The sequence below is a fragment of the Pseudomonas fungipugnans genome (assembly GCF_029955235.1).
GTDB lineage: Bacteria > Pseudomonadota > Gammaproteobacteria > Pseudomonadales > Pseudomonadaceae > Aquipseudomonas > Aquipseudomonas fungipugnans.
This window is the reverse complement of sequence record NZ_JARBWL010000002.1, coordinates 435107-458840: the sequence shown is the minus strand read 5'-3', so window position 1 is coordinate 458840 and position 23734 is coordinate 435107. Positions and strand designations below refer to the sequence as shown.

The following is a 23734-nucleotide window of genomic DNA, read 5'->3' as shown; positions in this document are numbered from 1 at the left end:
CACTCAATCCGTCCAAAAATCGCGCCGCTGCCCATCGTGCAATGGCTCTCGCCGCTTTACACGCCAATTCCAGCCTCGCTACACGCCTCACCCGATACAACGCCCATATGGCCAAAGCTCGCGCGCTCGAAGCCGCAGGCGGTGCCCAATGAACAACGCCCTGAGTTGCTCCCTGCCCGAAGACCTGCTCGACGTCAGCGACGATGTCGAAGCTGGCATTCCGATTGACGCCATCACCTGTGCCATTAACCGCGCCGACTCTGTGCTGACCCTGCTCGAGGACCACTTCGAAAGCGAAAGCGACAGACCTCGTCTGGCCAATCACGTACTGGCAGCCGTCATTTGGGACGTGCGCGGCACCCTGGGCCTGATCAAAACCCTGACTCTGCATGGCGATGCGACGTCGACACCCCGGGCTAAAACCGGGGGTGCGCAATGAGCGTTCAAGCCGGCATTACCACCCAAGGTGCGACTACTTTTGCGCAGTGCGGGAAACCCCATCAGACGCTATTTCGGCTTAGTGCCGGCGTCCCAGTATCCGACGCGCTTGAATACGCCTCCGACCTGCTGAGTTGCGCGAATCACATGACGCTCTTGGCCACCCACGGCGACTACACCGAGCAGTGCGCGATGGCCGCTCACTACCTCAGTGAGATGGGCAAGGCAGTGATTGATGATGTAACGACCGCCCTCCTGCGAGTGGAGGCTGGCCATGGCCAATAACGCGAAACGCCCCAGCTTTGCCGACGTGAAAGCGGCCTCTCTGAAAGAGATCGACCGGGTGCTTGCCCACTGGCTGCCCAACGGCAAACGCGTGGACAGCGGCAAGGAATACACCGCCCCCAATCCAACCCGCGCCGACAAACGCGCCGGCTCCCTCAAGGTCAACTTGAGCAAAGGCACCTGGGCGGATTTTGCCACCGGAGACAAAGGCGGCGACCTGATCGATCTGGTGCGCTATCTCGACGGCGGTACCGACGTCGAATCCTGCAACAAGTTGGCCGAACTGTTGCGCGTTACCGCTGGGGCGGTTCAATCGAAACCGAGCCCCAACAAAAGCAAAACACCGGAATGGCTGGCCATTCGGCCGATCCCGGCCGAGGCCATGAACAAATGCCCGGCCAAACACCGGCAACACGGCGCACCGTCCAAAGTCTGGATTTACCGTAACACTCAGGGCCAGCCGGTCATGGTGCTTTATCGCTTCGATTTGGGCCCGGACGAAGACGGCAAACCGCGTAAGGTGTTTGCCCCCTTGACCTGGTGCCAGCGTACCGACGGTCAAACGCAGCAATGGCGTTGGCAAGGTCTGCCTGAGCCGCGTCCACTGCTGCGCCTAGATGAACTGACACAACGCGCAGAGGCTCCGGTCATTCTGTGCGAAGGCGAAAAGGCCGCTGACGCTGCAGCGAAGCTGCTGCCCAGCTACGTGGCCACGTGCTGGCCGAATGGCTCGAACTCCTGGCACAAAGCCGACCTCACACCACTCAACGGTCGGACGGTGGTGTTGTGGCCCGACAACGACGTCAGTGGCAAAAGCTGCATGGACGCCGTTGCCAAACATCTGCACCAGATCGGCGCCGCGTCGGTGCGCGTGATCGCCCTCGACGTATTCAAACGCAAGCCCACGCTCAAGAATGATCAACCAATGTTCGCCAAGGGTGGTCAATGGGAAGACGGCGACGACGCGGCCGATGCCCAAGACAAAGGCTGGACGGCGGCGCACGTCACCGAGTTGGAACGCAGCGGCGAATTGTTCGGTGTTGAGTCGGAGAAAGCATCAGCCGAACCACCCGAAGCCAAGACCAAGCCGGTGACCAAACGCGCCGCGAAACCCAAAAACGATCTGCTGCCCGGCGGATTCCGCCTGACACCCGAAGGCGTGTTTTATTCCGGCGACGATGGCGAAGCGCGCCCGGTGTGTTCGCCGCTGGAGATCCTGGCTCGTACCCGAGATGCGCAGGGTCACAACTGGGGTCTGCTGGTCGAGTTCGACGACCCGGACGGGGCGAAAAAGCGCTGGAACATCCCGGCGCGAACCATGACCGGTGACTTTGGCAAGGACGTGCTCGGCCCGCTCGTCGACATGGGTTTGCGTCTCGCCGGCAGTCGCTCCGGTCGCAATGCCCGCAACGATCTGCAGAGTTATCTAGGCGGCTTCGACAGCGCCCAGCGTGCTCGACTGGTCACCCGATTGGGTTGGCACGACAGCGCCTTCCTGCTGCCTGAGCAACAGATGGGCTCGCACGCCGAACACCTCCACTTTTATGAGGCCGGCGCGCAGCTGCCTCCGATCAGCGAAGCTGGCACCCTGGAGCAGTGGCAAGAACAGATTGGCGCCTTGTGCATCGGTAATCACCGCTTGGCGTTTGTGGCCAGCGTGGCGTTTGCCGGGCCACTGTTGCACCTGCTCGGCCATGAGTCGGGCGGCTTTCACCTCTACGGTGACAGCTCGGGCGGCAAGACCACCCACCTGCAAGTGGCCGCCTCGATCTACGGCGGGCCGCGTCTGGTGCGCTCCTGGCGTTCCACGGATAACGCTTTGGAATCCATCGCTGCCGCGCACTCCGACGGGCTCCTGGTACTAGATGAAATCGGCATGTGCGACCCGCGCATCATTGGCGAAACGGTGTACATGCTCGGCAACGGCACCGGCAAGGCTCGCGCCAATGATCGAGGACAAGCCGGCCGCCAGGTGCAGGAGTGGCGCTTGCTGTTTCTCTCGACCGGCGAGAAGACCTTGGCGCAGCACATGGCCGAAGCCAACAAGGAACTGAAAGCCGGCATGGAAATGCGGATGCTCGCGGTGCCGGCGGACGCCAGTAAAGGTCTCGGCATGTTCGATGTATTGAACGGCTTTGATGATGCGACGGCCCTATCCGATGCACTCAAGGCACGGGTGGCCAAGTACTACGGCACACCACTCACCACCTTCCTGTCGGCCCTCTGTGAGCCCGGCAAGCGGCACGGCTGGTCGGCGATTCTGCGCCGCACGCTTGAAGGTTTTATCGCCAAGGCCCTCCCACCCTCGGCCAGTGGCCAAGCGCATCGTGCGGCTGCCCGTTTTGGACTGGCCGCCGCAGCTGGAGAACTGGCCACCGCGATGGGGATTACCGGCTGGCCAGACGGCACCGCCACCACCGCCGCTCGCGTATGCCTCAGCGCCTGGATGAATGAACGCGGCGGCGCCGGTAACTTCGAAGGAGACGCCATCTTGGCACGGTTGCGCCAGGTGATCGAGCGCTTCGGCGAAAGCCGCTTCACCCGCTGGGAGTCGGCCGCCGCCAAGATCGATGAGCACGGTCCGCGCACCATTGACCGATTGGGCTTTCGCAAAACGCTGGAGCACGGTTTAGGCGATGCGTTGCACACCACCAACACGTACTACGTGCTGCCCGAGGCGTGGCGTTCTGAGGTGTTCAAAGGGATGAACATCAGCGCGGTGAACAAAGAGCTGCTCCGTCGTGGCGTGCTGGAGCCGGGAACAGATGGGAAAGCATCAAGCTTGGTTCGCTTACCAGGCCTCGGCCCACAACGCTGTTACATCGTGAAGACGATACCCGGGACGGACGAGAGCGAGGCCAGGGCTGCCTGACGGCATCCCTAAGGATCGAGATAACGCCGGCTCCTCCCCCGGCCTCGCCAGCCACTCAACCTACCCACAATCGAATGCACAGAGGCAAGACTGATGACTGATATTCAAGAACTGAAAGACCACCGCGAACCACTGACCATTGAGATGGAGAATATCCAAGCCGAATTGCTTCCCGATGCAGCGGACCTGGAGAGCCGCGAAACGACCGACCAATTGGATTGCAAAGAGACTATCCGGATGAACGAAATTCAAGAACTGACAGAACGCCGTGAACGACTGACCATCGAGATGGAAAGTGTCAGAACCGAAATGCTTCCTTTCGAGGTAGCGCTGGAAAGCCCCGAAGTCGTTGAACAGGGGCTGCAGCGCGAGGTGCGGGACCAGTACAACGAGCGGAAGCGTAAGTTTGACTCGCTGAACTTGGAAATCCACGCATTGAATCGGAAGATTCATCGTCGAGAGAACCTCGCCAACCGAGCGACCTTGATGGCGGACTACACCGAGGCCATGGCGAACTGGAAAGCTGACGAACAAGAGCTCAATGAAAAGCGACTGAGTCTCAGTACTCGTCTGGATCATATCCGTCAGCAGGCTCAAGAAGATTTGGCAAAGGCGCGCCAAGCCGAAACAGAGGCGGCGACGGCCTACGCACAGGCGGTCGCCTGGGGCGACGTGGATGGCGAAAATAGTGCCAATTCCGATGCGCAAAAGGCCGCGAAAAACCTTGCAACGGCCACCGAGCACCACCGCCGACAACTACTGATCATCACGGCACTTGAGCAGGAAATAGTTACCGTGGACAAACACATCATCGAAGCGCAACAGGAACACCAAAAGATCGAACGGGACGCCATCCATCTAGCGCATATCGTTCTGGAAGAGCAGTGGAATGAAGCGGCTGACGCGTTGTTTGCTGTTGGGGGCAAGCTTTGGGCATCTTACAGACTGCTTGGCTATGACCAAATCGGCCTCATGAAACTAGTTGTTCCAGAGCAGGGGGAAAACTTCTACAGCTGGAACTGGCGTGAGCTGTCGGATCGCGCAAGCCAACACACCGTGCAAGGCGTGCTGGCAATGTAACGACTCGTCTCACCTCAAACAGCCTGCGCTCGTGGGCTGTTTAGAACACCGCAAGGAAGAACAGCATGGACGCTCTAATACAGAACAGCTCCAGCCTGTCCGACACGTTGAAAGCGCGGAAAGGCCATCTGACCGCCCTGCTGAAAATTGTTGACGTCCGGACAGGGAAAAATACAACAATACAAACCCTAACTATCAGCGCGATCAAAGCTGAAATTAATCACATCGATAGCCAATTAAAAGGCAGGAAGTAGCGCTCAAGCGGTATCCTGCAACATTATTCAGATAACCTTTCAACTCCTATACATACGGAAGTACCAATGTCCAAACTCGCAGAATATCGCCAGCTCGAAAAACACCTTGCCGAACAACTTCAAGCATTGGAGGCGCTGAAAGGTGATAACGGTTTTAAGAAAGAAATTGAGTTCGAAACCAAGCTCCGTGAACTACTTACTGAGTACGGCTACAGCTTGAAGAGCATCATAAACCTGCTCGATCCGCAGGCCAGTCGCCACGCGTCAGCCCAAACAGCGGCCACTCGCAAACCTCGCGCGCTTAAGGTCTACAAAAATCCGCACACTGGTGAGATCGTCGAAACCAAAGGTGGCAACCACAAGACGCTGAAAGAGTGGAAAGCTGAACATGGCGCCGCCGTCGTCGAAAGCTGGCTAACCAAGTAAAACAAACCGCACCTGAAAAAGGGCCCCGACGGGCCCTTTTTGGTGGTGACAACTAAACTCAAAAGCAAATCAAACTTCGCCGTTAACTCACAGGCTGCTGACGATCTACTTCCAGATGTAACATCTATTAGTGTGATGCCTCGTACTCACGAATCAAGCGTAAGTGTTCAGGTTCTGGCACCAAGTGAGCCCAACGAGCTTTTTCCTCCTCCATTTGGTTAAAGCGAAGATCTTCACCTATCGTCCCTCCGACGCTCCGGAGTATCTCTCGCGCCTGTCGCCAAAAGTCGAGGGCAGTTCCGGTAATATGATTGGGCATGATTAGTAACCCATGCTGTTGAGACAGCGTCCAAAGCACTGCAAGACCGTAGCCCTGCCTACGGTATTCTCTCTGAATCTCAATCTGAAAAACGTACAATCGATCGTTCAGCGGATTGATGCCGTAGCTGAGGATGCCAATCTGTTGTCCGTCCACCGTTTGGACGGCTGCAAGAAACTTTGGATTCGGGTACAGATAATCCCGGTGGGTTTGATTGGTGTACAGCGTTTCAAGCTGTACTGCAGGAAGCCTGGCAGTGAGTGCCCGCAGTCGCAGTAATCGACGCCGGCCATAGAAATCCACTAATGGATCAAACTCGTCACTCACCACCTACTCCTCGAAGCTTAAACTCAAACACCAGCACCTTTGACGCGACCAATCGAACAACTAGGATAATTCAAGCTATAGCTACTCGTGAGCTACATCTAAATTCGGCGATCCAGACTTACAAATAGAACCAGCCATCAAAATCGAAAGTGCATACTGTAAAAGTTCGACCTTAGCTTTCCGTTCCTCAAGATCTGAGACGTCATCTGCATTATCAAAATCAGCTCCATGTGCGACTGAATGGCGCCGTTGATTTATCTGCTCTATAAACTCTTCCCATAGTGTACGACCTTTGGGGTTCCGCTTATTGAAACCTAACTCCTCAAGACTAACAACGTAAGGATAATTTTCAGCCGCTAGGACAATGGCGGCTTTCAACTCTAGATTTTTCTCTTTTATTTCTGAGATCGACATTGCAAAAGCATCATCGATCTTAGAATCGTGCAGATAACCAAAAATATTTGGAACACCAAAATTCTCAAACACAGTGTTCAACATACTCGCCGAAGGATTTTTGTTCTTAGAAAACAAGAAAGGCTCAGGCGATATTTTACAATCAAACTCATCAAGCTTTAATATCAACGCATCCAGCTTCTTATAATACGCCTTAAGATCTTTATCTGTAGCAGACCCGAGATATTTGCTGCAATATGTCCTTTTGATCGCAACTGGAAAATCGACAAACAGCCCGCTTCTATTTAAATCACTCACCACACACTTCGTTAAATCTTTTACAAAACCTTCTAAATGCGCCACTATAAGAATACTTGCCGAGCGGCAGATTGCATTATAAAACGCAAAATCATCATCCTTTATAGTTTTTGCTCTCTCAATGATAACATCAACCTCTTTCCAACGATCCTCCAAGCTAAAAATATACTCCTGTAAAAAAGTGGACATTATCTAATAACTTCCTGAACTTTATTTATTCTATTATTAAGTTTCGAAACGTCATTAACACTGCCCTCCACAGATTCAAAAAAGACAGGATCTGCAAACAGCTTAATAAAATTCTTATGATCTGGGATATTTTTGATGTTAGGCCTAGAAAACGCATAGGCTATCGCATCAAATACTGCCGCATTGAATGAGGACATTAGAGTGAAATCTTCTCCATCCGGCTTTTTATATTTAGCAAATGGCTTGCTACCAAAATGCTTTTTCACCAGACTCATCGTCCTAACAAAACTTTCTCTCATCTCCTTCAATATAACATCGTCAAATTTATTAAACTCTACCATCTTACGAGTCAAAAACTTCTTAAACTGACCCTTGTAATCTAAATAGCCATCATTATGACTTATTGCAAAAAACCTCAGAACAAGCTCTTCATCTTCCATTTTTTTGATGCGGGTAGATTCAGGGTCTAGATTTGCCACCTCAGCGAATACTGGATTCTTGGCCAATTCTTTTATAAGGTCCTTAAACGGGCCTCTACATGTCGCGTTCCTTAGCTCTTGCGCCTCAAGCTTTACCGACCCACTGTTCAACCGTTCAAAAATATCAAACTTGACTTGAGTATCTACAGTAGAGTCAATCCGCAAACAACGTATCGTTCGCTCCTCCAATCTTCTTATCAAGAACGGTGGCAGATCTTTGTAGTAGGATCCATTTAGCTCGGACAAAACCTCCAACGACTGAAGAGCGTACGCACCACTAAAAAAATTATATATTGCAGTCAAACGCTGCTGCCCATCAATCACCGAGTACCTTGCCAGCTCATCTTCAGCTTCATCATCAACATCAACATCCATTGAGATATATATTATTGGAATCGGTATATTCAATATCAAACTTTCTATCAGCTTTGATGAAAAAGAATCTGGCCACCGATGATTCCGCTGATAATCAGGATTGAGCCTAATGACCTCTCTTTTTATTTTTTTTACTAACGTCTCTAAATCATACTCTACAGACTGCGTTTTCACTGTCCGCTCTTTAGCTTTTTGCTGTATTGCTTCCAACTGATCTTTTAACATAAATATCTCTTCAATAAGCATATACGACTTTATTAATCAGCGCTCCGCTGGGGACACATCTTACACTGATTTTACACCTCAACACAAAGACGCTGATTCAACTATATTCTCAAGAAAAATTCTTTAACTAGTCGTGCCAAACTAACATGTGGCAGCACGATTTCGATTTAAAATTCCCTATAACATATTCACTCGTCAATCTTAGCCGCACTTAGCTCAAAAACTGCCTGAGTCAGCCTTTCAGCGACTAGTTGCTCAAAGCTTTGGATGTTATTGATACCAGAGTGGGAAGGGTCATTAATTACGTCGGGAGAATTAATAGGCTCATGTATAAAGATGAGGAGCGGATTATCCCCTACAACTTGTATCGCATTACCAACATTAAGCAAAGCTAAACGAGCTGCACTACCTATTTTTTTCTTGCTCGCTAACACTCGCCGAACCTCCAATAGTCGGTCTTCATGACTGTATTGTTGGAAGTATTCCAGCCAGTTTACAGATAGATAGTTCTCGCCCTCTCGGAGCATAAAAGCGCCAGGGCCTGGGCTGCCTGTGTCGGGATCTAGATGAGACCCGCCGCATAGGCGCACTACACTATCAACATTAGGCAAAATATCTCCGTTCATTCAACAATCCACTCATGAATCCCCAGAGCTGTAGCAGTTTCTTTAAAAGAGTCAACGACCGTTCTACCAGAAAACTGATCTATTCGTCCTTCGTACACTGAATTTGATTTAAAAAGTACCCACTTAATTTCACTTCCAGCCAAAAACTGAATTCCCAACCTTTGGCTTTCACTATGTTTCCACTGGACATACAACTCGCCAGCAGGCGTGGCCGTTATGGAAGGAAACTTAGACGCAGAATGAAGAATTAAGAATTCAGTGAATGTAGCAAGGGAAGGAGAAGACAATGACTTACCGTCATAATCCTCTTTATAAAGATCAAGTAGATTTACTATACGATCGGCGATTCTTCCTGCATTTTTTACGACATGCAGCGCCCTCAGCTTGCATATATAATTATCAATTTCGGTAGTGTCTGCCCTCCTACGATCAAGTTCGTCAAAGGCAGTAACCGACTGAGCATCGCCGTATTGATCTTGGGAAGAGAAACTGTCCGATGCCGGGGAAGTAGATGCATTCAGTTTGTGAGCGACCTTACTACCACGAAAAGTATCGCTAAAAGGGTTATCCCCCACCTTTTCAGATCGCGTATTCAACGAAGGAAAATCATTGAAATCAGTCACCACAAACGCCGTAAGAGCATCTTTCATTTTTCGCGCTCCCAAAAGTCGTGTGCTTTCTTGCTCGTAAGATCAGTAAACCCTCTAACGATCCACTCGCGAGCCAAACCAAACCACTGTTCCATGGCAGCTTCTGAACGTTCTCTTACTGGCCCTCGAGCTGCAAGTTCGAGAATCTGAACCTTTGTTTCATGACCTTGAATTTTTCCGCTGCTGAATTTAACCACCAAAGTCCCGGCCTCGTCAGGCATGTTAAAAGAAGCGGCCCAAACGGGATTTATTGGATCAGGTAAAAATCGATTTTGATCTCGCGTCCAATGAAGATCTTTGAACAGCTCCGATAAAGATATTTGAATTTCATCAAGCAGTATATAGTTAGTATATGTCAACTCCCAAAAAGTCGGACTTAAAGGGCCCAGATTATTTTCTGAGACAAAACCAACGAATGTTTTGAAATGTCGTTCAAAGCAACTAAAAACCTCTGCATAGCGTGGATACGCTAGCTCCCCTTCTTTTTTACGCCAATTATAATAAAACCTATCAGGTTGAAATTGAATCAATCGACTGTCAGTATTATTGATGAACCAAGTCCTAATAAATGGCAATCCCGTTTGCCGATCTTCTGGAACAACCCCCTCAAAATTAATAATTGGAAGAGCATGCTCAACCTTAGGAAAGTCATTTTTCAGGCGACTCCACAGTTCACCGAAATGGGTCACCTTAATCTCTCTCAGCTGCTCAAACTGGCACCCAAAAACCACCTCGTTTATCGGCGGCTTTTTAAAGCTTGGAAGAGGCTGAGTCACTAAAGTTGTCATTTGACCCCCACGAGAGACAACAGCAAAAAAATGCGTGTTGCAATGTACAGTAGCACGTTGCTGGAGAAGCATGACCACCGTCTAGCGTGTGCGTGTCGTTAATGAGCTTTTCGACGTATGCGCCCATGGAGTTATCCCTAACTGTCTAACCAGAACCGTTTTTGGCTTTGAGCGAGCCTGATACAAGCGCCCGCCACCGGCCAAATACAACCCTGGTATAGACGTCGTACCCCCCCTTCACACTCTATCAACCCATCCGTGTGTAACACCTATCGCGTTGTAACACTCTTTATTTAGAGCTTTCAAAGAACGTGTTACGAGGAAAAACCCATTAAATTCAGTGACATAATCATGGCTGTAACAGAAGTAACACTCGTAACATGGATTTAGAGAGAGAATGCCTCCCCCACTCCCCGCAAACGTCGGTCCCTCCAGCGAAAATTATAAGTGAGGAAGTCCGATGCTGATACAGTCCCCCTACGATGCCTGCCCTATAGAGGTCGAAGCCTGGGTGTCTGGGTGGGGGGGGGAATCGGCTAACAGGCACCCAGATGGCGCTGGGGCCCCTGAGGAATATCCTTCGACACGGGGCGAGTAACCCGCGTGATCTTGTTAGCGGAAAAATGCCCGGCTTAGTGAACAGGTGAACCGAGTGAACTGCTGTTCACCAGTGCATTTGCACTATGGCTTGGGATGTCGCTGGGGACCCTTGGCATTCCTGAAAGACACGGGGCAGAGAACCCGCCGGATCTCATTAGTGGCTGGGCTCCAAAGTTAGTTGACTGGTTGACCAGGCCAATCGTTCATTTTCCTGAACGAAACGATGACCGTTACAGATCCGGTAAGGATGCCCTTCTTTCTTCAAGATCCTTTCAATTTCAACGTTGAAATTTCAGTAAGCTGGTGCGGCTGCCGCTACCGCGATCCCGCGGGTTTCCGACCCCGTACATGGTGAAAGTCTCCAGGGTCCCCGCACCGCTTTAGACGGCACGGCCATGCATCATGAATTGATGTGTGTGACATAGCGTCTCCTCACACTCACCTTGTTGCTTCATAGGGATGACTTATTTTGACTAAGCCTCGATTTCCCGTTGATATCACCAGTGGCATTTCAGCTCTTGAGGCTCACCCAATCCTCACCGCAATGTCGGATGAAGGGTGCTTTCACGAGCAGTTCGGGTTACGGCTCCCCCTGGGAATTTACAACGTTTCGATTTCTCGAGTAACTGACAAATTGATTCGTCTGTGCCGGAGGGTCGAGACGTATTTCAACGCACCGGACACTGTGGATCCTCAAGGCGATACCCGTGAAGTGCTGCTAGAAATCATCGATTACATCGAGCTTTCGCTTTATGCGGCGGCAGAGCATGTTGATGATGTGAAGTCGATCTGCACTGGATTTTTCAAGCACACCAGCGTTCGTGACAAGGATCAGGCATATAGGGCACTTGAGAAGGCAGTGAAGCAACACAAACACTTCGTGGCCTCAGCAGCTAACGCTATCAAGCATCAGCAATCACGGATTCGTTTAGCCACGATTGAATTTAAGGACGAGGGGCATGTAGGGGCATTGCATGGGTATTTCATTGAAGGTGTCGCCAGCGGCGTCATCGGTCCCAGCTCGACTTTTCACAAATCAAAAAAACTATTCTCCCTAACGAGCCTGGCTTGGGAGATTGTGTTGTTTCTTCTGCTTGTCTCACGGGATCTGGCGATTTTCTTGCGATCAGTAGGCGTGCAGCGTGAAGGTCCCGTAAGAGTCACCTCTGAGCAATTCGCGAAAGCAATCGTAGCCGCAGCTCGTTTACCAATTTACGATTTTGGAGAAGCGCATCCTTTCTCGAAAGCCGCTATAGAACTGAAAGCGTCAGAAACATCCTTGCACCTGCTGGATTCTTCGCTATACGGCTCTATCCGGCACGGCTGGTCCATCTCATCAACACCCGCGTTCGGACAACTCACATCCCAATATGAAGGTGATGGAAAAACGAAGCAGTTTGAGTTCTTTCACCCGGAATCCGTTTCTTTCCAGCATTGGACTTAGTATTTAGGCTTAACAACCGTTGTGGTGCATTTGGCATCGTGTATCCCCTGCCTCCCCCGGCCTTGGAGAACGCTCATGGAAGATCTTTCGCTACTCGTATCATTGCTCACCCGAATCAACGAAAACCAGCTGGCCTTAGGCGCGGCGGTGGAGGAGCTCGCCGTCTGGGTGGAACAAAGAGGCTCAACAGATATAGCCAACAACGTTAGGGGAGCGTTAGAAACCCTGGACCAGAATGCGGGCTTCATCAATCTAGCGCTGATATCCCTAAAGGCTGAAGGAAGGGAATGACTCAATTCATCGCGACCGTTGCGTATCCGGATGCGAACCCTCACCTACCCTTTGAGAAAGGCTCCAGCGGGGCAGCGTCGGACTCGCTAGTAAACGTCTCCGTGTATGCCTATGTGTATGCCTAACCAAAACACTACCAGCCGCACCCTTATAAACCGGGCATCACAGCCTCCAGTTCAAACGACGCCTGGGCACCATATTTGCAGCAACGAGAAAGCCTCAGGCCTTAGGGTCTGGGGCTTTTTTGTGGGTGCTTTTCGCCTCTCTCTGCTGCGACGTCATCGATGAGCGCGTCCAGTTCGGCAAACAGCGTATGGGCCGTAACGCTTGGGCGTGGGTCATTGCGACTGGCGGCAATGGCTTCACGGATGGACTTGCCCCTTCAAAACCGGACACCAACTCCCCGTTAAATTGATGCCACTGCCAAGCGCCTGAACTCCCTCGGTGAACGGTAGTTCAAGGCGCTGTGCGGATGCTGCTCGTTGTAATGTTCGAAGGCAATTACCAAGTTACGCAGCGCCGTTTCTCGATCCGGCTTGGGCATGTGCGCCACGTAATCACGCTTGATCGTCTTCACGAAGCTCTCTGCCATGCCATTACTCTGTGGGCTACGCACCGGTGTGGTCACCGGCTGCAAGCCGATCTGTCGAGCAAACAGGCGCGTCTGTTCGGCGGTGTAGGCCGAACCGTTATCGCTGAGCCACTGCACCGGCGTTGCAGGCAGCTGATCACCGAAGCGCTTCTCCACGCTTTCCAGCATCAAGTCGCGGATGTCATCGCCGCTGTACCCGGTTGGGCTGGCGACCCAGCCGATGGCTTCGCGATCACAGCAGTCCAGGGCGAAGGTCACGCTCAGTTTAGCGCCGTCCTCGCAACGGAATTCAAAGCCGTCCGAGCACCAACGCGTATCGCTGGTTTGCACCGCAATACGGCCTTCGTGCCGACGCGGCACGCCGGGTTGTTTGATCCGGCGTTCAAGCAGCAGGTTGTGATCACGCATCACCCGGTAAACCCGCTTCACGTTGATCGCGGGTAGCAACTGGGTTTCACGGACGCGACGCAGCAATCCCCAGACTCGACGGTAGCCATAGCTGGGCAGTTCGCTGACCTGTTGCTGGATTTCGGCCACCAACTCAGCGTCGTTCACAGGCCTGCTTCGCCGTGTCTTGGGCGATACCGATTGCTTGATTCGAACCGTTAATTGCGAGCGCGCCACACCGAGACATTCGCTGACCAGCTTCACTGGTCGTCCCCCGGCAACAAGGGTGAGTGCGCAATCCATTTTCGCGACCGGGCGATCTCCACGGCTTCTTTGAGGATTTCCGCTTCCATCGTTTTTTTGCCCAGCATCCGTTGCAGCTCACGGATCTGCTTGAGCGCATCGCTCAGCTCGGAGGCCGGCACCACGGCTTCGCCCGCGCTGACCGCCGACAGGCTGCCGTCCTGATACAGCTTGCGCCACAGGAATAACTGGTTGGCATTGATGCCGTTGCGCCGAGCGACGACCGACACACTTTGCCCTGGCTCAAGGCTCTCGCGAACCATGGCCAGCTTTTGCTCTGGGCTCCAGCGGCGCCGCCGCTCCTGGCCCAAAAACTCCCCATTCTTATCGTTGCTGTTAGTCATAAACATAACCGTTTGCCTATCCCTTATCGTAAGGGGGAAACGGTGTCCTGTCTTTCATGGGGCTCGTTCAACGGACGGCCCTGAGGTTGATAACCGCGTGGCGGGTGGAAAGCGCCATAACGGCTCCAAATCTGCAAAAAAAGTACGGGCCAAACGATACTTCAACTTGGAGCCAAGGCCGCCGCAAATGGGCAACAAAGACAGTTGCGCGATCAGCGATTTTTTTGATTCGCTGTCGATTAGGTGGATCAAACACTTCCCTACTGGAGGCTAATCGTCCAACTCACATTGCAAGGCAACCTCGAAGTCCTGCCCTCCGTAAAAAACAATTGATCACGTAACAGGTGAGCACTGGTTCGTTGAAGCTGCGCAATCCGGAGTTCGGCCGCCCTAAAACACCCACCCACAAAAAAACCGCCTAAGCGGTTTTTTTGTCACTCAATCCTCAGTCGTCCAGTCGAACTCGTCGTATTCATCGTCCTCTTCCTCGTCAAACACCTCTTCATCAGCGGTGTCCTCCTCCAGAGCGTCTTCCTGCGACTGGTTCAACAGAAACTCTTTACGGCTTTCGGTGATCGCCCGCCGTAGTTCCGCGCCTTTTTCCGGGCAGTTGAGCATTTGGGCGATGCGGTCGATTTTTTTCGCCACGGCTTCCTCCAACGCATCGGCTATGGCTCGATAGTGCGCTCATTCGCGGGCCGATGCCAATTGGCCGGTTAGACCATCAACGGTGGTAACGGCGTACCACGCTGCTGTTTTTCAGGACGTGGTCCTTGATTTTTTCCAGCAGTTGCACGCGGGTCAGGCCGGCGGGCAAGGCGTCGGGGGCCAGGTCCAGGGCGTAGATCTGGATGACGTAGTGGTGCGCGCTGTCGCCGGATGGCGGGCATGGGCCGATGTAGGTGGTGGTGCCTTTGGTGTTGGTGCCGCCCACGCCTTCGAAGGTGGTTTTGGTGCCGGCACCGGCCGGGATCTGGTGGGTGGTGGGCTTGATGCCGTAGTGCACCCAGTGATCGACGCCCTGGCCTTTCTGGCCGTCCGGGTCGTGCATGACGATGGCATAGCTCAGGGTGCCTGCGGGGCCGGCGTTCCAGTTCAGGGCCGGGGACACGTTGTGGCCGCCGCAACCGGAGGCATCGCTGGCGGCGGCGGCGGTGAACAGGCGGTCGTCCGAAACACCCGGGATATTGAGGGTGAAGCGCTCCACGGCCTGCACGGGCATTTGCACGCAAAGGGCGACTGCAACAGCCGCCAGCCAAGGGGTCAGAGAGGTCAATCGAGACATTGCGGAAAACCTTGTGCGGGTTGGGCCATCGTCGGCCTGCGAACTATAGCCGGACCGCTCGTACGGTGGCAGTGGCAAATGCGCTGAACCTCGGGATAAGCATCGGGCTCCAACGTGAAACGCCTGTCTGGAGAGCGATCATGGCCCTGCACCGCGCCGCCCGTTTCACCGATGTCCCGGAAAACCGGGGCCTTGAAGTGCACATCAACGAGATGAAAATCGTCCTGCTGAAGGTCGGTGTGCAACTGCGCGCCTTTCAGGGGGAATGCCCGCACGCGGGGGCTCCGCTGGCCGAGGGTGCGGTGTGTCATGGACGGTTGATTTGTCCGTGGCACAAGGCTGCGTTTCGGATTGAGGACGGCGCGCTGTGTGAACCGCCGGCGCTGGACAGTTTGCGGCGCTATGGCGTGGAAATGCGCGGTGATGAGGTTTGGGTCGACGACCAACCCTTGCTGGACGGCCACCCACCACCAGCGGATGACCCTCGCACTTTTGTGATCGTCGGCGCCGGCGCCGCAGGGACGGCATGCGCGGCGGCGTTGCGGGAAAAAGGTTTTGGCGGCCGCATACAGTTGATCGACCGGGAGCCCGGTGCCGGTTATGACCGCACCGTGCTGAGCAAATTCGTGATTGCGGGGGAAATGCCTCCCGAAGAAATCCCGCCCCTGCGCGACGAAGAGTTCTATAAAGCCCAGCGGATCGAGCGAATTCAGGGCGAAGTAGCGAGTCTGGACGCCGCCAACAAAACCCTGCGCCTGACCGATGGCCAATCCTTCACCTACGACGCCGCCGTGCTGGCTACAGGCGGGATTCCCGAACCGCTGAAGCTGCCCGGCGCCGATCTGCCGCAGGTGTTTCTGCTGCGCTCCAGAGAGCAGGCGAAACGAATCATCGAAGCCGCAAAACCCGGCCAGCGGGTGATGATTATCGGTGACAGTTTTATCGCCCTGGAGTCCGCTTCAGCGTTGCGCCAATACGGTCTGGACGTGACGGTACTGGCTCGTCATGCCGTGCCGTTCGCGGCGCAATTCGGCACCACCGTCGGCAAGGCCATTCGCGCCCGGCACGAGGCCAATGGCGTGGTGTTTCATACTCAGGGCGAGGCCCAGCGCATCGACGGCACCGACAAGGTTGAGGCCGTACAACTGGATAACGGCCAGCGCTTGCCGGCGGATCTGGTGCTGGTGGGCATCGGTGTCAACCCGGCTACCGAGCCGTTTGCCGATCTGCCAAAAGAGAAAGACAACTCGCTGAAAGTCGATGGCGGCATGCGCGTCAGCGACGGGCTGTGGGCCGTCGGCGACATCGCCACGTTCCCGCTCAACGGCCAGCCCCAGCGCATCGAACACTGGCGCCTGGCGCAGCAACAGGCGCGGATCGCGGCGGCCAACATGCTCGGTGGCAATGAACACTATCTGGATGTGCCATTTTTCTGGACCTGGCACTTCGGCAAAAACTACGACTACCTCGGGCACGCCGAGCAATGGGATGACGTCGAGTTCAAGGGCGATCCTTATCACCCGCCCTTTATTGGCCTGTTCGGCAAGGACGGTGTGGTGGTCGCGGCAGTAGCGTGCGATGAGGAGCGGGCCATGGCAATGTTGGCCGAGCGGATGAAACAACCGCTGCCGGTGGACGAGGCTTGGCGACTGGTTCGAGACTTTGGTTGAACCGACCCTGTGTCGAGGGAGCTTACCCCCCGCTTGGCTGCGCAGCAGACGCAATATCAGTATCGGAGTTTTATCCGGTAGAAGTCCGTAGCCGATACCCGGAGTCCTGCGGCCTCCAGCGCGAGCAAGCTCCCTCGCCACAGACAACTGCACACTTCAGAGATGATTCACCGTGTCTTTACCGTCGTCCTCGGAGGGCAAACGGATAACCAGCGGGTGCTCCAGTGGCGCCAGCGGGGGTGGTTGCAACGCAGGATCAACAGGAACGAAATGCGGCACGACATGGCTGATGTCACCGTCCTGATTGTTATGGATGATCATCGAGCCGGGTGTACGCAATCTTTCGAGTCGATCCCCGGTCAATTTGAAGCTCTTGCTCAGCCCTTCATCGTCCGCCACCGGGGCCGGCAGGCGCCGCTGGGCGAAGCTGCGGCTTTTGCGCTGCTGATAACGCGCCCACGAAATCAGGACGACTGCGTTGAACAATGCCACCCACAGGTAGATCTGCAACGTACCCAGGGCATCGAAAAACGTCCCGTCGATACGCGGACCATCATGACTATCGAGCAACGGCCAAAGTCCCCGCACCAGCAGATACAGGAGCCCGACCCAGGCCAGCACGGTGAAGAAGACATCGACCACAATCAGAAAAGGCCGCTGCCGGGTTCTGATGATTTTCATTTGATGACCTCCTCTTCATCGTCGTCTCGCGGCTTGATACCCCGGTCCGGACTGACCCAGCGTGCACGCTTCTGATGTCGGCCGAGCAGCACTTTGGGGAAGCTCACCAGGGTCGTGAGCAAGCTGATGAACCAGAACACCAGGGGATACCAGACCACCCAGAACATGGTTTTCCACAAATCCTTCTCATAACGGCGGTCGATCAGGATGCTGACGGCAAATTGCATCAGGCACACCATCGCCAGCACCAGTCCGGTAAACGCAGGCGGCAACAGGTGATGCACCGCAATGGCTTCGGGCATTTCGACGAATTTTCCGACGACATAAAAGATCACTGACAGCAGGAACGTGAAGGCCCACCCCGTGGACAGGCAGTAATCGAACAGAATCGGCCAGAGATAACGGTGACGGTACTGCCAGATGCCACGAATGTTTTTGAACAGGACTTCGGCACCACCCTGGGCCCAGCGCAGACGTTGTTTCCAAAGGCCGTTGAGGGTTTCCGGCATCAGGATCCAGCACAACGCCCGGGGCTCGTAGAAGATGCTCCAATGGTCCAGTTGCAGTTTCCAGCTGATGTCGATGTCTTCGGTGATCATGTCCGGGCTCCAGTAGCCAACCCGGTTCAGGGCGGTGCGGCGGAACGCGACGATGACCCCGGAGACGGTGAAGATCCGCCCGAACACCCGCTGAGTACGCTTGATCAGCCCAATGATCGAGGAAAACTCGCCCACCTGAACCCGGCCCACCAGCGTCGAGCGCGTACGAATACGCGGGTTGCCGGTCACGGCACCGAGGCGCGCATTATCGAGCATCGGCGCCACCAGATAGGCCGCCGTGTTCGGTGCCAGCAGCGCATCGCCGTCAATGCACACCAGATACTCACTGCGCGCCGCAATGGCGCCCATGCGCAGGGCGACGGCCTTGCCCTGGTTTTCTGCCAGATGCAGCACGCGTAAACGTGGATCCTGCGCCGCCAGCGTGTCGAGTACGGCGGCGGTGTTGTCCCTGGAGCCGTCGTTGATGGCAATGACCTCAATATTTGGATAGTGCTGGGCCAGTGCCGCCTGGATGGTTTCCGCCGCATTATCGCCTTCGTTGTAGCAAGGGATGAGGATCGAAATCATCGGCTCACCGGCCAGCGGAGGCGGTAGCGTGTCGTCCTTCCACGGCCAGTGTCGCTCCCAGTGCATCCAGAAATAGAAGCCGCCGGCGATCCACAACCCCGACATGAACAGCGGGTAGAAGAACACGAAGTCCATTAAAAATTGCCCGGTGACCAGGAAGATCAGCCCCAGGGGAATCCCGAGGACGATCGCCAGAACCAGCAGAGCCAGAAATCTATCCAGCATGTTATGGATTCCACTTGTTGGAGAGCGCAGGCCGCACGATTTTCAGGTCCGGCAGGTTCTCGAGGAAATTATCCGGGTAGTAGCCAAAGCTGGTAGCGCCCTGGCGCTTGAGGCGGCCCATCCAGTCGGCCAACTGCTCGCCGTCGATGTCGGAATCGGCTTTTTTCGTCCAGTCCCGGGCTTGCAGCTCGAACACCGTGCGCTTGAGCGCATCGGGCCGGGTCTTGACCGTTGCCACCAGCGCCTCGAGCCAGGCCGCGGAGTGTTGCTGTGATTGTTTTTCCATGAACGGCATGGCCATCGGCGCCGTCCAGTCGTAGGTCGCCAGGAAGTCATCGAGGTTCTGCGCGAACCAGGCTTCGCTTTGCGGGTTGAGCATCGGCTCGGCAAAGATGTTGCGCGCTGTCAGTACTTGCGGGCCGCGAATGGCGCGGACCTTGGCGGTCAGTTCCTGGGTGAAGTCGATCAGGTAGCGGCTCTTGAACCGCGTCCAGCGCTGCATCACCGCAGGGTCGTCGCGCAACGCCGCCATGGAACCCGGCAGACCGTTGGCGGCATACACCTTGAGCGCCTCGGGACCGGCGTCTTCGAAGTCCGACAGCACGGCGTCATCGTGATAAAGAATGCCGTCGACCGAAGTCAGGCGCGCCAGGTCCTGATAGATCTCGCCGATCTGGCGGCGCACGTTCGGGTCGAACGGCGACAGGCGTTTGTACTGGTCGGGGTCAATCGAGGTCGTGCCGGTTTTCGGGTCCCAGCGTGTAACGCGCGGCAAGGACGAATCCAGGGCGAAACTGAGCACCGGCATCCACGCAAAGACCTTGACGTGGGCACGGGTGCGCAACTGCCAGGCGACGCGGTCGAAGATGTCGGCGCGCACCGGCAGATGGCGGTTGGGGAAGTACAGCGAGTGCACCAGGCCATCGCCTTTCGGGTCGGCGAAAGCTTGCAGGAACACGGTGTTGGCGCCCATATCGGCCATGCGCTGGATCAGTTTGCTGAGGTTGATGTCCTGTTGGGCCAGATCTGGGTCGTAGACGTTGTCCAGGTCCACATGCACCACGCGCATAGGCGCATCGGCCTGCACTGCCACGATGCTGTTGGCGAAGTGTTCACCGTCCGGGTCAGAGGCGACCAGGAAGCGTGGGCTGCTCATCAGGTTGTCGAGGGCATCGAGGCCGTCGTCCAGGGTCAGGGCCATCTGATAGCCCTGCTCGTTGATCACTTCCAGCGAGGTGCCGTCTGCCGTGCCGTACGGCCAGACCCAGACTCGCGGCTTATAGCCGACGGCCTTGCGGATTTTCTCTGTAATGGTCACCACGTCAGTACGCATGCGCGCCTGGAACGCTTCTTCGGTCTCGTAGCGGCCGGTAGTCGGGTCATAGCGACGGGTCGCCGCCGCTGGCTGCAAGTTGCCCTGCGGATTGGCGAGGATGCCTTTGTGGCTGGCATCAGTGTGGGCGGCGATTTCCACCAGCCCGGACCTGGAGATTTCCCGCACCTGATCCCAGTTCAGGAAGTCCGAACGTGGGCGCATCTGGCCGGCAAAATCCACCTGCTGGTCCGCCGGTGTATCGATCCACACGCCGACCGGCGCCAGCAACGCGTGCCAGTCATAGGCGCGCAGCACCGGCAGCACGCGGGTGTAGAAGCTCGCATAACCATCGTCGAAACTCAGCAGAATCGCCTTGGCTGGCAACTCCGGACCGCCCTTGTGGGCCGCCAGGATCTGATCAATGGTCACCGGTTTGTAGCCGTTCTCCCGCAGCCAGGCCAACTGCTCGATCATGCGCTCGGTGCGCACCGCCACCACGGCCTGATCGGGGTCACGGTCTTCGATGTCATGGTAGGCAATCCCCAGCACATGGTTCTTCGGCCACGGCTTTTCATTGTCCGACAGCGGGCGCGTGGACGGCGGCGCGAAGGTCGGAGCTTGCTGGGCGCAGGCGCTGATCAGCAGCACTCCCAGCAGAAGGATGAAACGCGAAATCAAAGGCATCGTCAAACTCTTCTAGAAGCGGTAAGTGAGGTCGACCAACAGGCGCAGATCGGTTTCGCGGTTGCCGTCATAGGGCCGATTTATCACGCTGAACAGACCGCCTACCTCGAACACATCGTTCCAGCTGTATCGCTGCCCGTAGCCGAGCAAGCCGATGCCGCCAGTGGAATAATCACGCTGGCTATAGGTGCCCGCACCGGCCTGGAACTGCTGGCTCCAGGTGGTTTCGTAGCGGTGGTAGAGCACGTGATTGACGTTGACCGTCGGCAGCACGCTGAAGTCGGATTTGGGGTTGAAGTACGGCACGTCTTCAGATTCGGAGTTGTGACTGGCACCCACTTCCAGACCCAGATCGACCTGCACTTTCGGTGTGCTGTAAACACCCTCGCGACCGGTCAGCAAGGCTTCGACGCGGTTGTTGCCGTCGCTGAAATGTGACGGGCTGACGGACAGCTTCCACTCACGGCTTTCATTGGCGCGCCAGCGGATGAAACCGCTGCCGCCATTGGACGTGACATCGCTGTTCAGGGCGCGCAACGGCGTGTTGGCCGACAGATAGGCGAAGCTGCCGCCGTATTGCCAGTTGTCGTTGATGTCGCGGGTAATGGCAACGCGAGCGCCCTGCTTGGCGCCGTAACCGAAGTCATGGTTCGACACTTCCGCTTCAAGGGTCATGTCGCGGGTGCGGCGATCAACGCCCAGGCGCTCCCAGCGATCGGTGCCGGTGCCTTCCTGGAAGTCGCCGATGGCATATCCGACACCGGTGAAGACGCGCCAGTCTTCGTCGATGGGTGGACTGTAGAGCAGGGTTTCAATACCAAAATCCCGGCTGCCCGCCACCGCGCCAGCATTGCCCCCGCCACCGTTAGCCTTGCCACCATAGGTCTGCACGCGCAACTCCGCCATGTCATGCACATCGCGCAGGCGGTCCAGACGCTGCACCTGACGGTTGTCCGGGAAACGCGCCATGGCGTCGTCGGCCAACTCGTCCATCTGCCGCCATTCCTGCAGGTCCATGGCAGTGTGACCCTGGGCGACTTCCAGTCCGATGTCGCGCGGGGTCAAGGCTTCAACTTCCTTGAGCTCGCTCTCGGAGCGCCGCGGCCAGGCACGATCCCGGTACAGATCGGCCTGCGCTACACGCAAACCCGTGTTGCCCGGTGCCTGGTCCACCAAGGTCTGCAAACGCTGTTCGCCGGATTTCAGGTCCGAACCGGTTGTCTCGGCCTGGGCGGCAAGTTGTTGCGCGTCCATCCAGGAATCGTTGGGGTTGCCGAAGGGCAGTCCCTTTAGCTCGACCCGCGGGTTCTGGGATTTCGCCAGATTCTCCGCCACGGTTCGCGCCTCGTCCTCGTGGCCGCTTTCCTGCAAGGCGTAATACAACGCGGTGGTGTCTTCGACGTAATCGGCAGGATCGCGGTCTGGCGCTGCCAACACCTGGCGGTACTGATCGGCAGCGATTTCGGGCTGACGCTGATCCAGGTGGGCGGCCGCGACCCAGCGCATGGCGTAGGTGGGGATGTTCACCCCTTCACCGATCAGATTCTGGTACTCGCTGATGACCTGCGCCGTACGCGCCCGAGCCTTCAGCGCGCCGAGACGGTCGATGCGCCAACGAGTGACGTCGTCCTTGGCTTGTGGGTCCGGCGTCCAGGTGGCAAGCAGCTGGTCATAGGTTTTCAGGGCCCGGTCGGCGATGTCGAAGCGTTCCTTTTCACTGCGGGTGGCAAATTCGGCCATGCGTACCTGTTCGGCCGCCACATCGCCTTCGAGACGGCGCAGTTGCACCGGATCGATCAAGCCGGGCCGCTGCCGGGCCAGACGCAGGGCCGGCTCGGGCAGACGCACGCGTTGCAAGGCATACACGTATTCACGGGCAACGTCCGGCTTGCTGCCAGCGCGGATGAACGCCTGGTCGTATTCGAACAGGGCATCGTAATTCTTGCCGGCACGGGTCAGGGCGTAGGCCAGCGCCAGGCGGCGGGACGGATCGTCTGGCTTGGCGGCCACCAGCGCTTTGGTGCGGATCACCGCTTCTTCTGGCTTGCCGGCGTCGGCCTGAGTCATGGCCAGACCGAGTTGCAGGTCGGGGTTCTGTGGCTCCAGTGCCAGGGCCTTGTTATAGAGCTCTGTGGCCGAATCCCAGCGTTTGAGGTTGCGGTAGGCGCGGGCGGTGGCGGTCAGCGCCTGAACCGGTAGCACCCGATTACGGCCCTGGGTTTCATAGACTTGCACCACTTCGGCGTCGAGGCCGGCCCAACCGGCAATTTGCAGGTGGTCGCTGATCTGGCTGGTGGTGGCCTGGTTGGCCGGCACCTGCCGCAACACAGTCAGCGCAGGCGTGTAGTTGCCCGCCCGCGCATCACGGACCATTTGATCGTAAGGGGTATCAGCGAACGCCAGCGCAGGCCACAGCAGCTGGCTGCACAGCGCAACGCGAAACAGAGGACGCAAACCACGATGAATAAAGGGAACTGCAAAAAACGGCATTCGTCAGCATCCTTACATGGCCAGCCGGGCCGTATGCCCTCCATGCCCATTTTGTAATGCAAAGCCGGGGCCGAAAGACCCGGCCGAGCTATATCAGGGCAGTCTTGCATGCAAGCGTAGACCAATATCTGGAATGCAATATTTATTCAGAATCGCGATGTCGAGGGATGCCGGACAGCAAAACGCCCGGCATCTGCATTGCGCAGAACCCGGGCGTTGCGCGAGCTTTCAATGTGGGAGCGAGCAGGCTCG

At 55.8% G+C, this 23734-nt stretch carries 22 protein-coding genes; 9 read left to right on the top strand and 13 right to left on the bottom strand.

Annotated features, from left to right (window positions below; translation table 11 throughout):
• Window positions 1-148: 148 nt before the first annotated feature.
• The 6 genes from POF45_RS17010 (at window position 149) to POF45_RS16985 (ending at window position 5355) form a co-directional block, all read left to right on the top strand.
• Window positions 149-439 (top strand): hypothetical protein, encoded by a 291-nt coding sequence (locus tag POF45_RS17010; protein WP_282316196.1) that lies wholly within the window; start codon window positions 149-151, stop codon window positions 437-439.
• Window positions 436-723: a DUF3077 domain-containing protein gene (locus tag POF45_RS17005; RefSeq protein WP_282316195.1), complete on the top strand. Its 288-nt coding sequence runs from the start codon at window positions 436-438 to the stop codon at window positions 721-723. Before POF45_RS17010 ends, POF45_RS17005 begins: the two co-directional genes overlap by 4 nt.
• Window positions 713-3595: a DUF927 domain-containing protein gene (locus tag POF45_RS17000; RefSeq protein ID WP_282316194.1), complete on the top strand. Its 2883-nt coding sequence runs from the start codon at window positions 713-715 to the stop codon at window positions 3593-3595. The genes POF45_RS17005 and POF45_RS17000 overlap by 11 nt, the downstream gene beginning before the upstream one ends.
• Before the next feature lie 237 nt (window positions 3596-3832).
• Window positions 3833-4675, top strand: a complete 843-nt coding sequence (locus POF45_RS16995; RefSeq protein ID WP_282317437.1) for a coiled-coil domain-containing protein — start codon at window positions 3833-3835, stop codon at window positions 4673-4675.
• 65 nt (window positions 4676-4740) lie between these two features.
• The gene (locus POF45_RS16990) at window positions 4741-4929 is read left to right on the top strand and encodes a hypothetical protein (protein WP_282316193.1); all 189 of its coding nucleotides are present in this window, start codon (window positions 4741-4743) and stop codon (window positions 4927-4929) included.
• 66 nt (window positions 4930-4995) lie between these two features.
• The gene (locus tag POF45_RS16985; RefSeq protein WP_282316192.1) at window positions 4996-5355 is read left to right on the top strand and encodes a histone-like nucleoid-structuring protein, MvaT/MvaU family; all 360 of its coding nucleotides are present in this window, start codon (window positions 4996-4998) and stop codon (window positions 5353-5355) included.
• Between the two features lie 127 nt (window positions 5356-5482).
• On the opposite strand, the gene POF45_RS16980 is transcribed toward POF45_RS16985, so the two are convergent.
• The 6 genes from POF45_RS16980 to POF45_RS16955 all read right to left on the bottom strand — a co-directional run bounded on the left by POF45_RS16980 (window position 5483) and on the right by POF45_RS16955 (window position 10044).
• On the bottom strand, window positions 5483-6001 hold the full coding sequence (locus tag POF45_RS16980) for a GNAT family N-acetyltransferase (RefSeq protein WP_282316191.1): 519 nt from the start codon (window positions 5999-6001) through the stop codon (window positions 5483-5485).
• A gap of 81 nt (window positions 6002-6082) precedes the next feature.
• Window positions 6083-6901 (bottom strand): MAE_28990/MAE_18760 family HEPN-like nuclease, encoded by an 819-nt coding sequence (locus POF45_RS16975; RefSeq protein ID WP_282316190.1) that lies wholly within the window; start codon window positions 6899-6901, stop codon window positions 6083-6085.
• Window positions 6901-7980, bottom strand: coding sequence for a DUF262 domain-containing protein (locus POF45_RS16970; protein WP_282316189.1), 1080 nt, complete (start codon window positions 7978-7980; stop codon window positions 6901-6903). The genes POF45_RS16975 and POF45_RS16970 overlap by 1 nt, the downstream gene beginning before the upstream one ends.
• Before the next feature lie 188 nt (window positions 7981-8168).
• A complete protein-coding gene (locus POF45_RS16965) occupies window positions 8169-8606 on the bottom strand; it encodes a hypothetical protein (RefSeq protein ID WP_282316188.1) in 438 nt (145 codons plus the stop codon).
• A complete protein-coding gene (locus POF45_RS16960; RefSeq protein WP_282316187.1) occupies window positions 8603-9256 on the bottom strand; it encodes a hypothetical protein in 654 nt (217 codons plus the stop codon). Before POF45_RS16960 ends, POF45_RS16965 begins: the two co-directional genes overlap by 4 nt.
• Entirely contained in the window at window positions 9253-10044 is a 792-nt protein-coding gene (locus tag POF45_RS16955) for a TIGR04255 family protein (RefSeq protein ID WP_282316186.1), read from the bottom strand. Before POF45_RS16955 ends, POF45_RS16960 begins: the two co-directional genes overlap by 4 nt.
• Window positions 10045-11113: 1069 nt before the next feature.
• On the opposite strand from POF45_RS16955, the gene POF45_RS16950 reads away from it, so the two are divergent.
• Window positions 11114-12088 carry a hypothetical protein gene (locus POF45_RS16950; RefSeq protein WP_282316185.1) on the top strand — a complete coding sequence of 325 codons (975 nt, stop codon included), beginning with the start codon at window positions 11114-11116 and terminating at the stop codon, window positions 12086-12088.
• A 75-nt stretch (window positions 12089-12163) separates the two neighbouring features.
• Window positions 12164-12379, top strand: coding sequence for a hypothetical protein (locus tag POF45_RS16945; protein ID WP_282316184.1), 216 nt, complete (start codon window positions 12164-12166; stop codon window positions 12377-12379).
• 406 nt (window positions 12380-12785) lie between these two features.
• Here the strand turns inward: POF45_RS16945 and POF45_RS16940 are convergent.
• The 3 genes from POF45_RS16940 to POF45_RS16930 form a co-directional block, all read right to left on the bottom strand.
• Window positions 12786-14005 (bottom strand): IS3 family transposase gene (locus POF45_RS16940; protein WP_431978581.1). Its coding sequence is split into 2 segments (ribosomal slippage): window positions 12786-13660 and window positions 13660-14005, totalling 1221 coding nucleotides; the frame shifts between segments, so codons are not numbered across the junction.
• A gap of 438 nt (window positions 14006-14443) precedes the next feature.
• Window positions 14444-14677 (bottom strand): hypothetical protein, encoded by a 234-nt coding sequence (locus POF45_RS16935; RefSeq protein WP_259503071.1) that lies wholly within the window; start codon window positions 14675-14677, stop codon window positions 14444-14446.
• A 52-nt stretch (window positions 14678-14729) separates the two neighbouring features.
• Window positions 14730-15290 (bottom strand): YbhB/YbcL family Raf kinase inhibitor-like protein, encoded by a 561-nt coding sequence (locus POF45_RS16930; RefSeq protein ID WP_259498110.1) that lies wholly within the window; start codon window positions 15288-15290, stop codon window positions 14730-14732.
• A 140-nt stretch (window positions 15291-15430) separates the two neighbouring features.
• Here POF45_RS16930 and POF45_RS16925 point away from each other — a divergent pair, with 140 nt between their 5' ends.
• Complete coding sequence (locus POF45_RS16925) at window positions 15431-16960, top strand: FAD-dependent oxidoreductase (RefSeq protein WP_282316183.1); 1530 nt, start codon at window positions 15431-15433, stop codon at window positions 16958-16960.
• Between the two features lie 156 nt (window positions 16961-17116).
• Here the strand turns inward: POF45_RS16925 and pgaD are convergent, their stop codons facing one another.
• Genes pgaD through pgaA form a run of 4 tightly spaced genes read right to left on the bottom strand, consistent with a single transcriptional unit; the run spans window position 17117 to window position 23482 of the window.
• Window positions 17117-17641: a poly-beta-1,6-N-acetyl-D-glucosamine biosynthesis protein PgaD gene (pgaD, locus tag POF45_RS16920; RefSeq protein ID WP_282316182.1), complete on the bottom strand. Its 525-nt coding sequence runs from the start codon at window positions 17639-17641 to the stop codon at window positions 17117-17119.
• Window positions 17638-18993 (bottom strand): poly-beta-1,6-N-acetyl-D-glucosamine synthase, encoded by a 1356-nt coding sequence (pgaC, locus tag POF45_RS16915; protein ID WP_259498103.1) that lies wholly within the window; start codon window positions 18991-18993, stop codon window positions 17638-17640. Before pgaC ends, pgaD begins: the two co-directional genes overlap by 4 nt.
• Before the next feature lies 1 nt (window position 18994).
• The gene (gene pgaB / locus POF45_RS16910; protein ID WP_259498101.1) at window positions 18995-20992 is read right to left on the bottom strand and encodes a poly-beta-1,6-N-acetyl-D-glucosamine N-deacetylase PgaB; all 1998 of its coding nucleotides are present in this window, start codon (window positions 20990-20992) and stop codon (window positions 18995-18997) included.
• 12 nt (window positions 20993-21004) lie between these two features.
• On the bottom strand, window positions 21005-23482 hold the full coding sequence (pgaA, locus tag POF45_RS16905) for a poly-beta-1,6 N-acetyl-D-glucosamine export porin PgaA (protein WP_259498099.1): 2478 nt from the start codon (window positions 23480-23482) through the stop codon (window positions 21005-21007).
• Between the last annotated feature and the right edge of the window lie 252 nt (window positions 23483-23734).

Bases quoted from the DNA above. Each gene is read 5' to 3' on its own strand.
- POF45_RS16990 (WP_282316193.1), top strand. From the start codon at position 4,741: ATGGACGCTCTAATACAGAACAGCTCCAGCCTGTCCGACACGTTGAAA.
- POF45_RS17010 (WP_282316196.1), top strand. From the start codon at position 149: ATGAACAACGCCCTGAGTTGCTCCCTGCCCGAAGACCTGCTCGACGTC.
- pgaD (WP_282316182.1), bottom strand. From the start codon at position 17,641: ATGAAAATCATCAGAACCCGGCAGCGGCCTTTTCTGATTGTGGTCGAT.
- POF45_RS17000 (WP_282316194.1), top strand. From the start codon at position 713: ATGGCCAATAACGCGAAACGCCCCAGCTTTGCCGACGTGAAAGCGGCC.
- POF45_RS16925 (WP_282316183.1), top strand. From the start codon at position 15,431: ATGGCCCTGCACCGCGCCGCCCGTTTCACCGATGTCCCGGAAAACCGG.
- pgaB (WP_259498101.1), bottom strand. From the start codon at position 20,992: ATGCCTTTGATTTCGCGTTTCATCCTTCTGCTGGGAGTGCTGCTGATC.
- POF45_RS16965 (WP_282316188.1), bottom strand. From the start codon at position 8,606: ATGAACGGAGATATTTTGCCTAATGTTGATAGTGTAGTGCGCCTATGC.
- POF45_RS16930 (WP_259498110.1), bottom strand. From the start codon at position 15,290: ATGTCTCGATTGACCTCTCTGACCCCTTGGCTGGCGGCTGTTGCAGTC.
- POF45_RS16960 (WP_282316187.1), bottom strand. From the start codon at position 9,256: ATGAAAGATGCTCTTACGGCGTTTGTGGTGACTGATTTCAATGATTTT.
- POF45_RS16970 (WP_282316189.1), bottom strand. From the start codon at position 7,980: ATGTTAAAAGATCAGTTGGAAGCAATACAGCAAAAAGCTAAAGAGCGG.
- POF45_RS17005 (WP_282316195.1), top strand. From the start codon at position 436: ATGAGCGTTCAAGCCGGCATTACCACCCAAGGTGCGACTACTTTTGCG.
- pgaC (WP_259498103.1), bottom strand. From the start codon at position 18,993: ATGCTGGATAGATTTCTGGCTCTGCTGGTTCTGGCGATCGTCCTCGGG.
- POF45_RS16975 (WP_282316190.1), bottom strand. From the start codon at position 6,901: ATGTCCACTTTTTTACAGGAGTATATTTTTAGCTTGGAGGATCGTTGG.
- POF45_RS16955 (WP_282316186.1), bottom strand. From the start codon at position 10,044: ATGACAACTTTAGTGACTCAGCCTCTTCCAAGCTTTAAAAAGCCGCCG.
- POF45_RS16985 (WP_282316192.1), top strand. From the start codon at position 4,996: ATGTCCAAACTCGCAGAATATCGCCAGCTCGAAAAACACCTTGCCGAA.
- POF45_RS16995 (WP_282317437.1), top strand. From the start codon at position 3,833: ATGAACGAAATTCAAGAACTGACAGAACGCCGTGAACGACTGACCATC.
- pgaA (WP_259498099.1), bottom strand. From the start codon at position 23,482: ATGCCGTTTTTTGCAGTTCCCTTTATTCATCGTGGTTTGCGTCCTCTG.
- POF45_RS16945 (WP_282316184.1), top strand. From the start codon at position 12,164: ATGGAAGATCTTTCGCTACTCGTATCATTGCTCACCCGAATCAACGAA.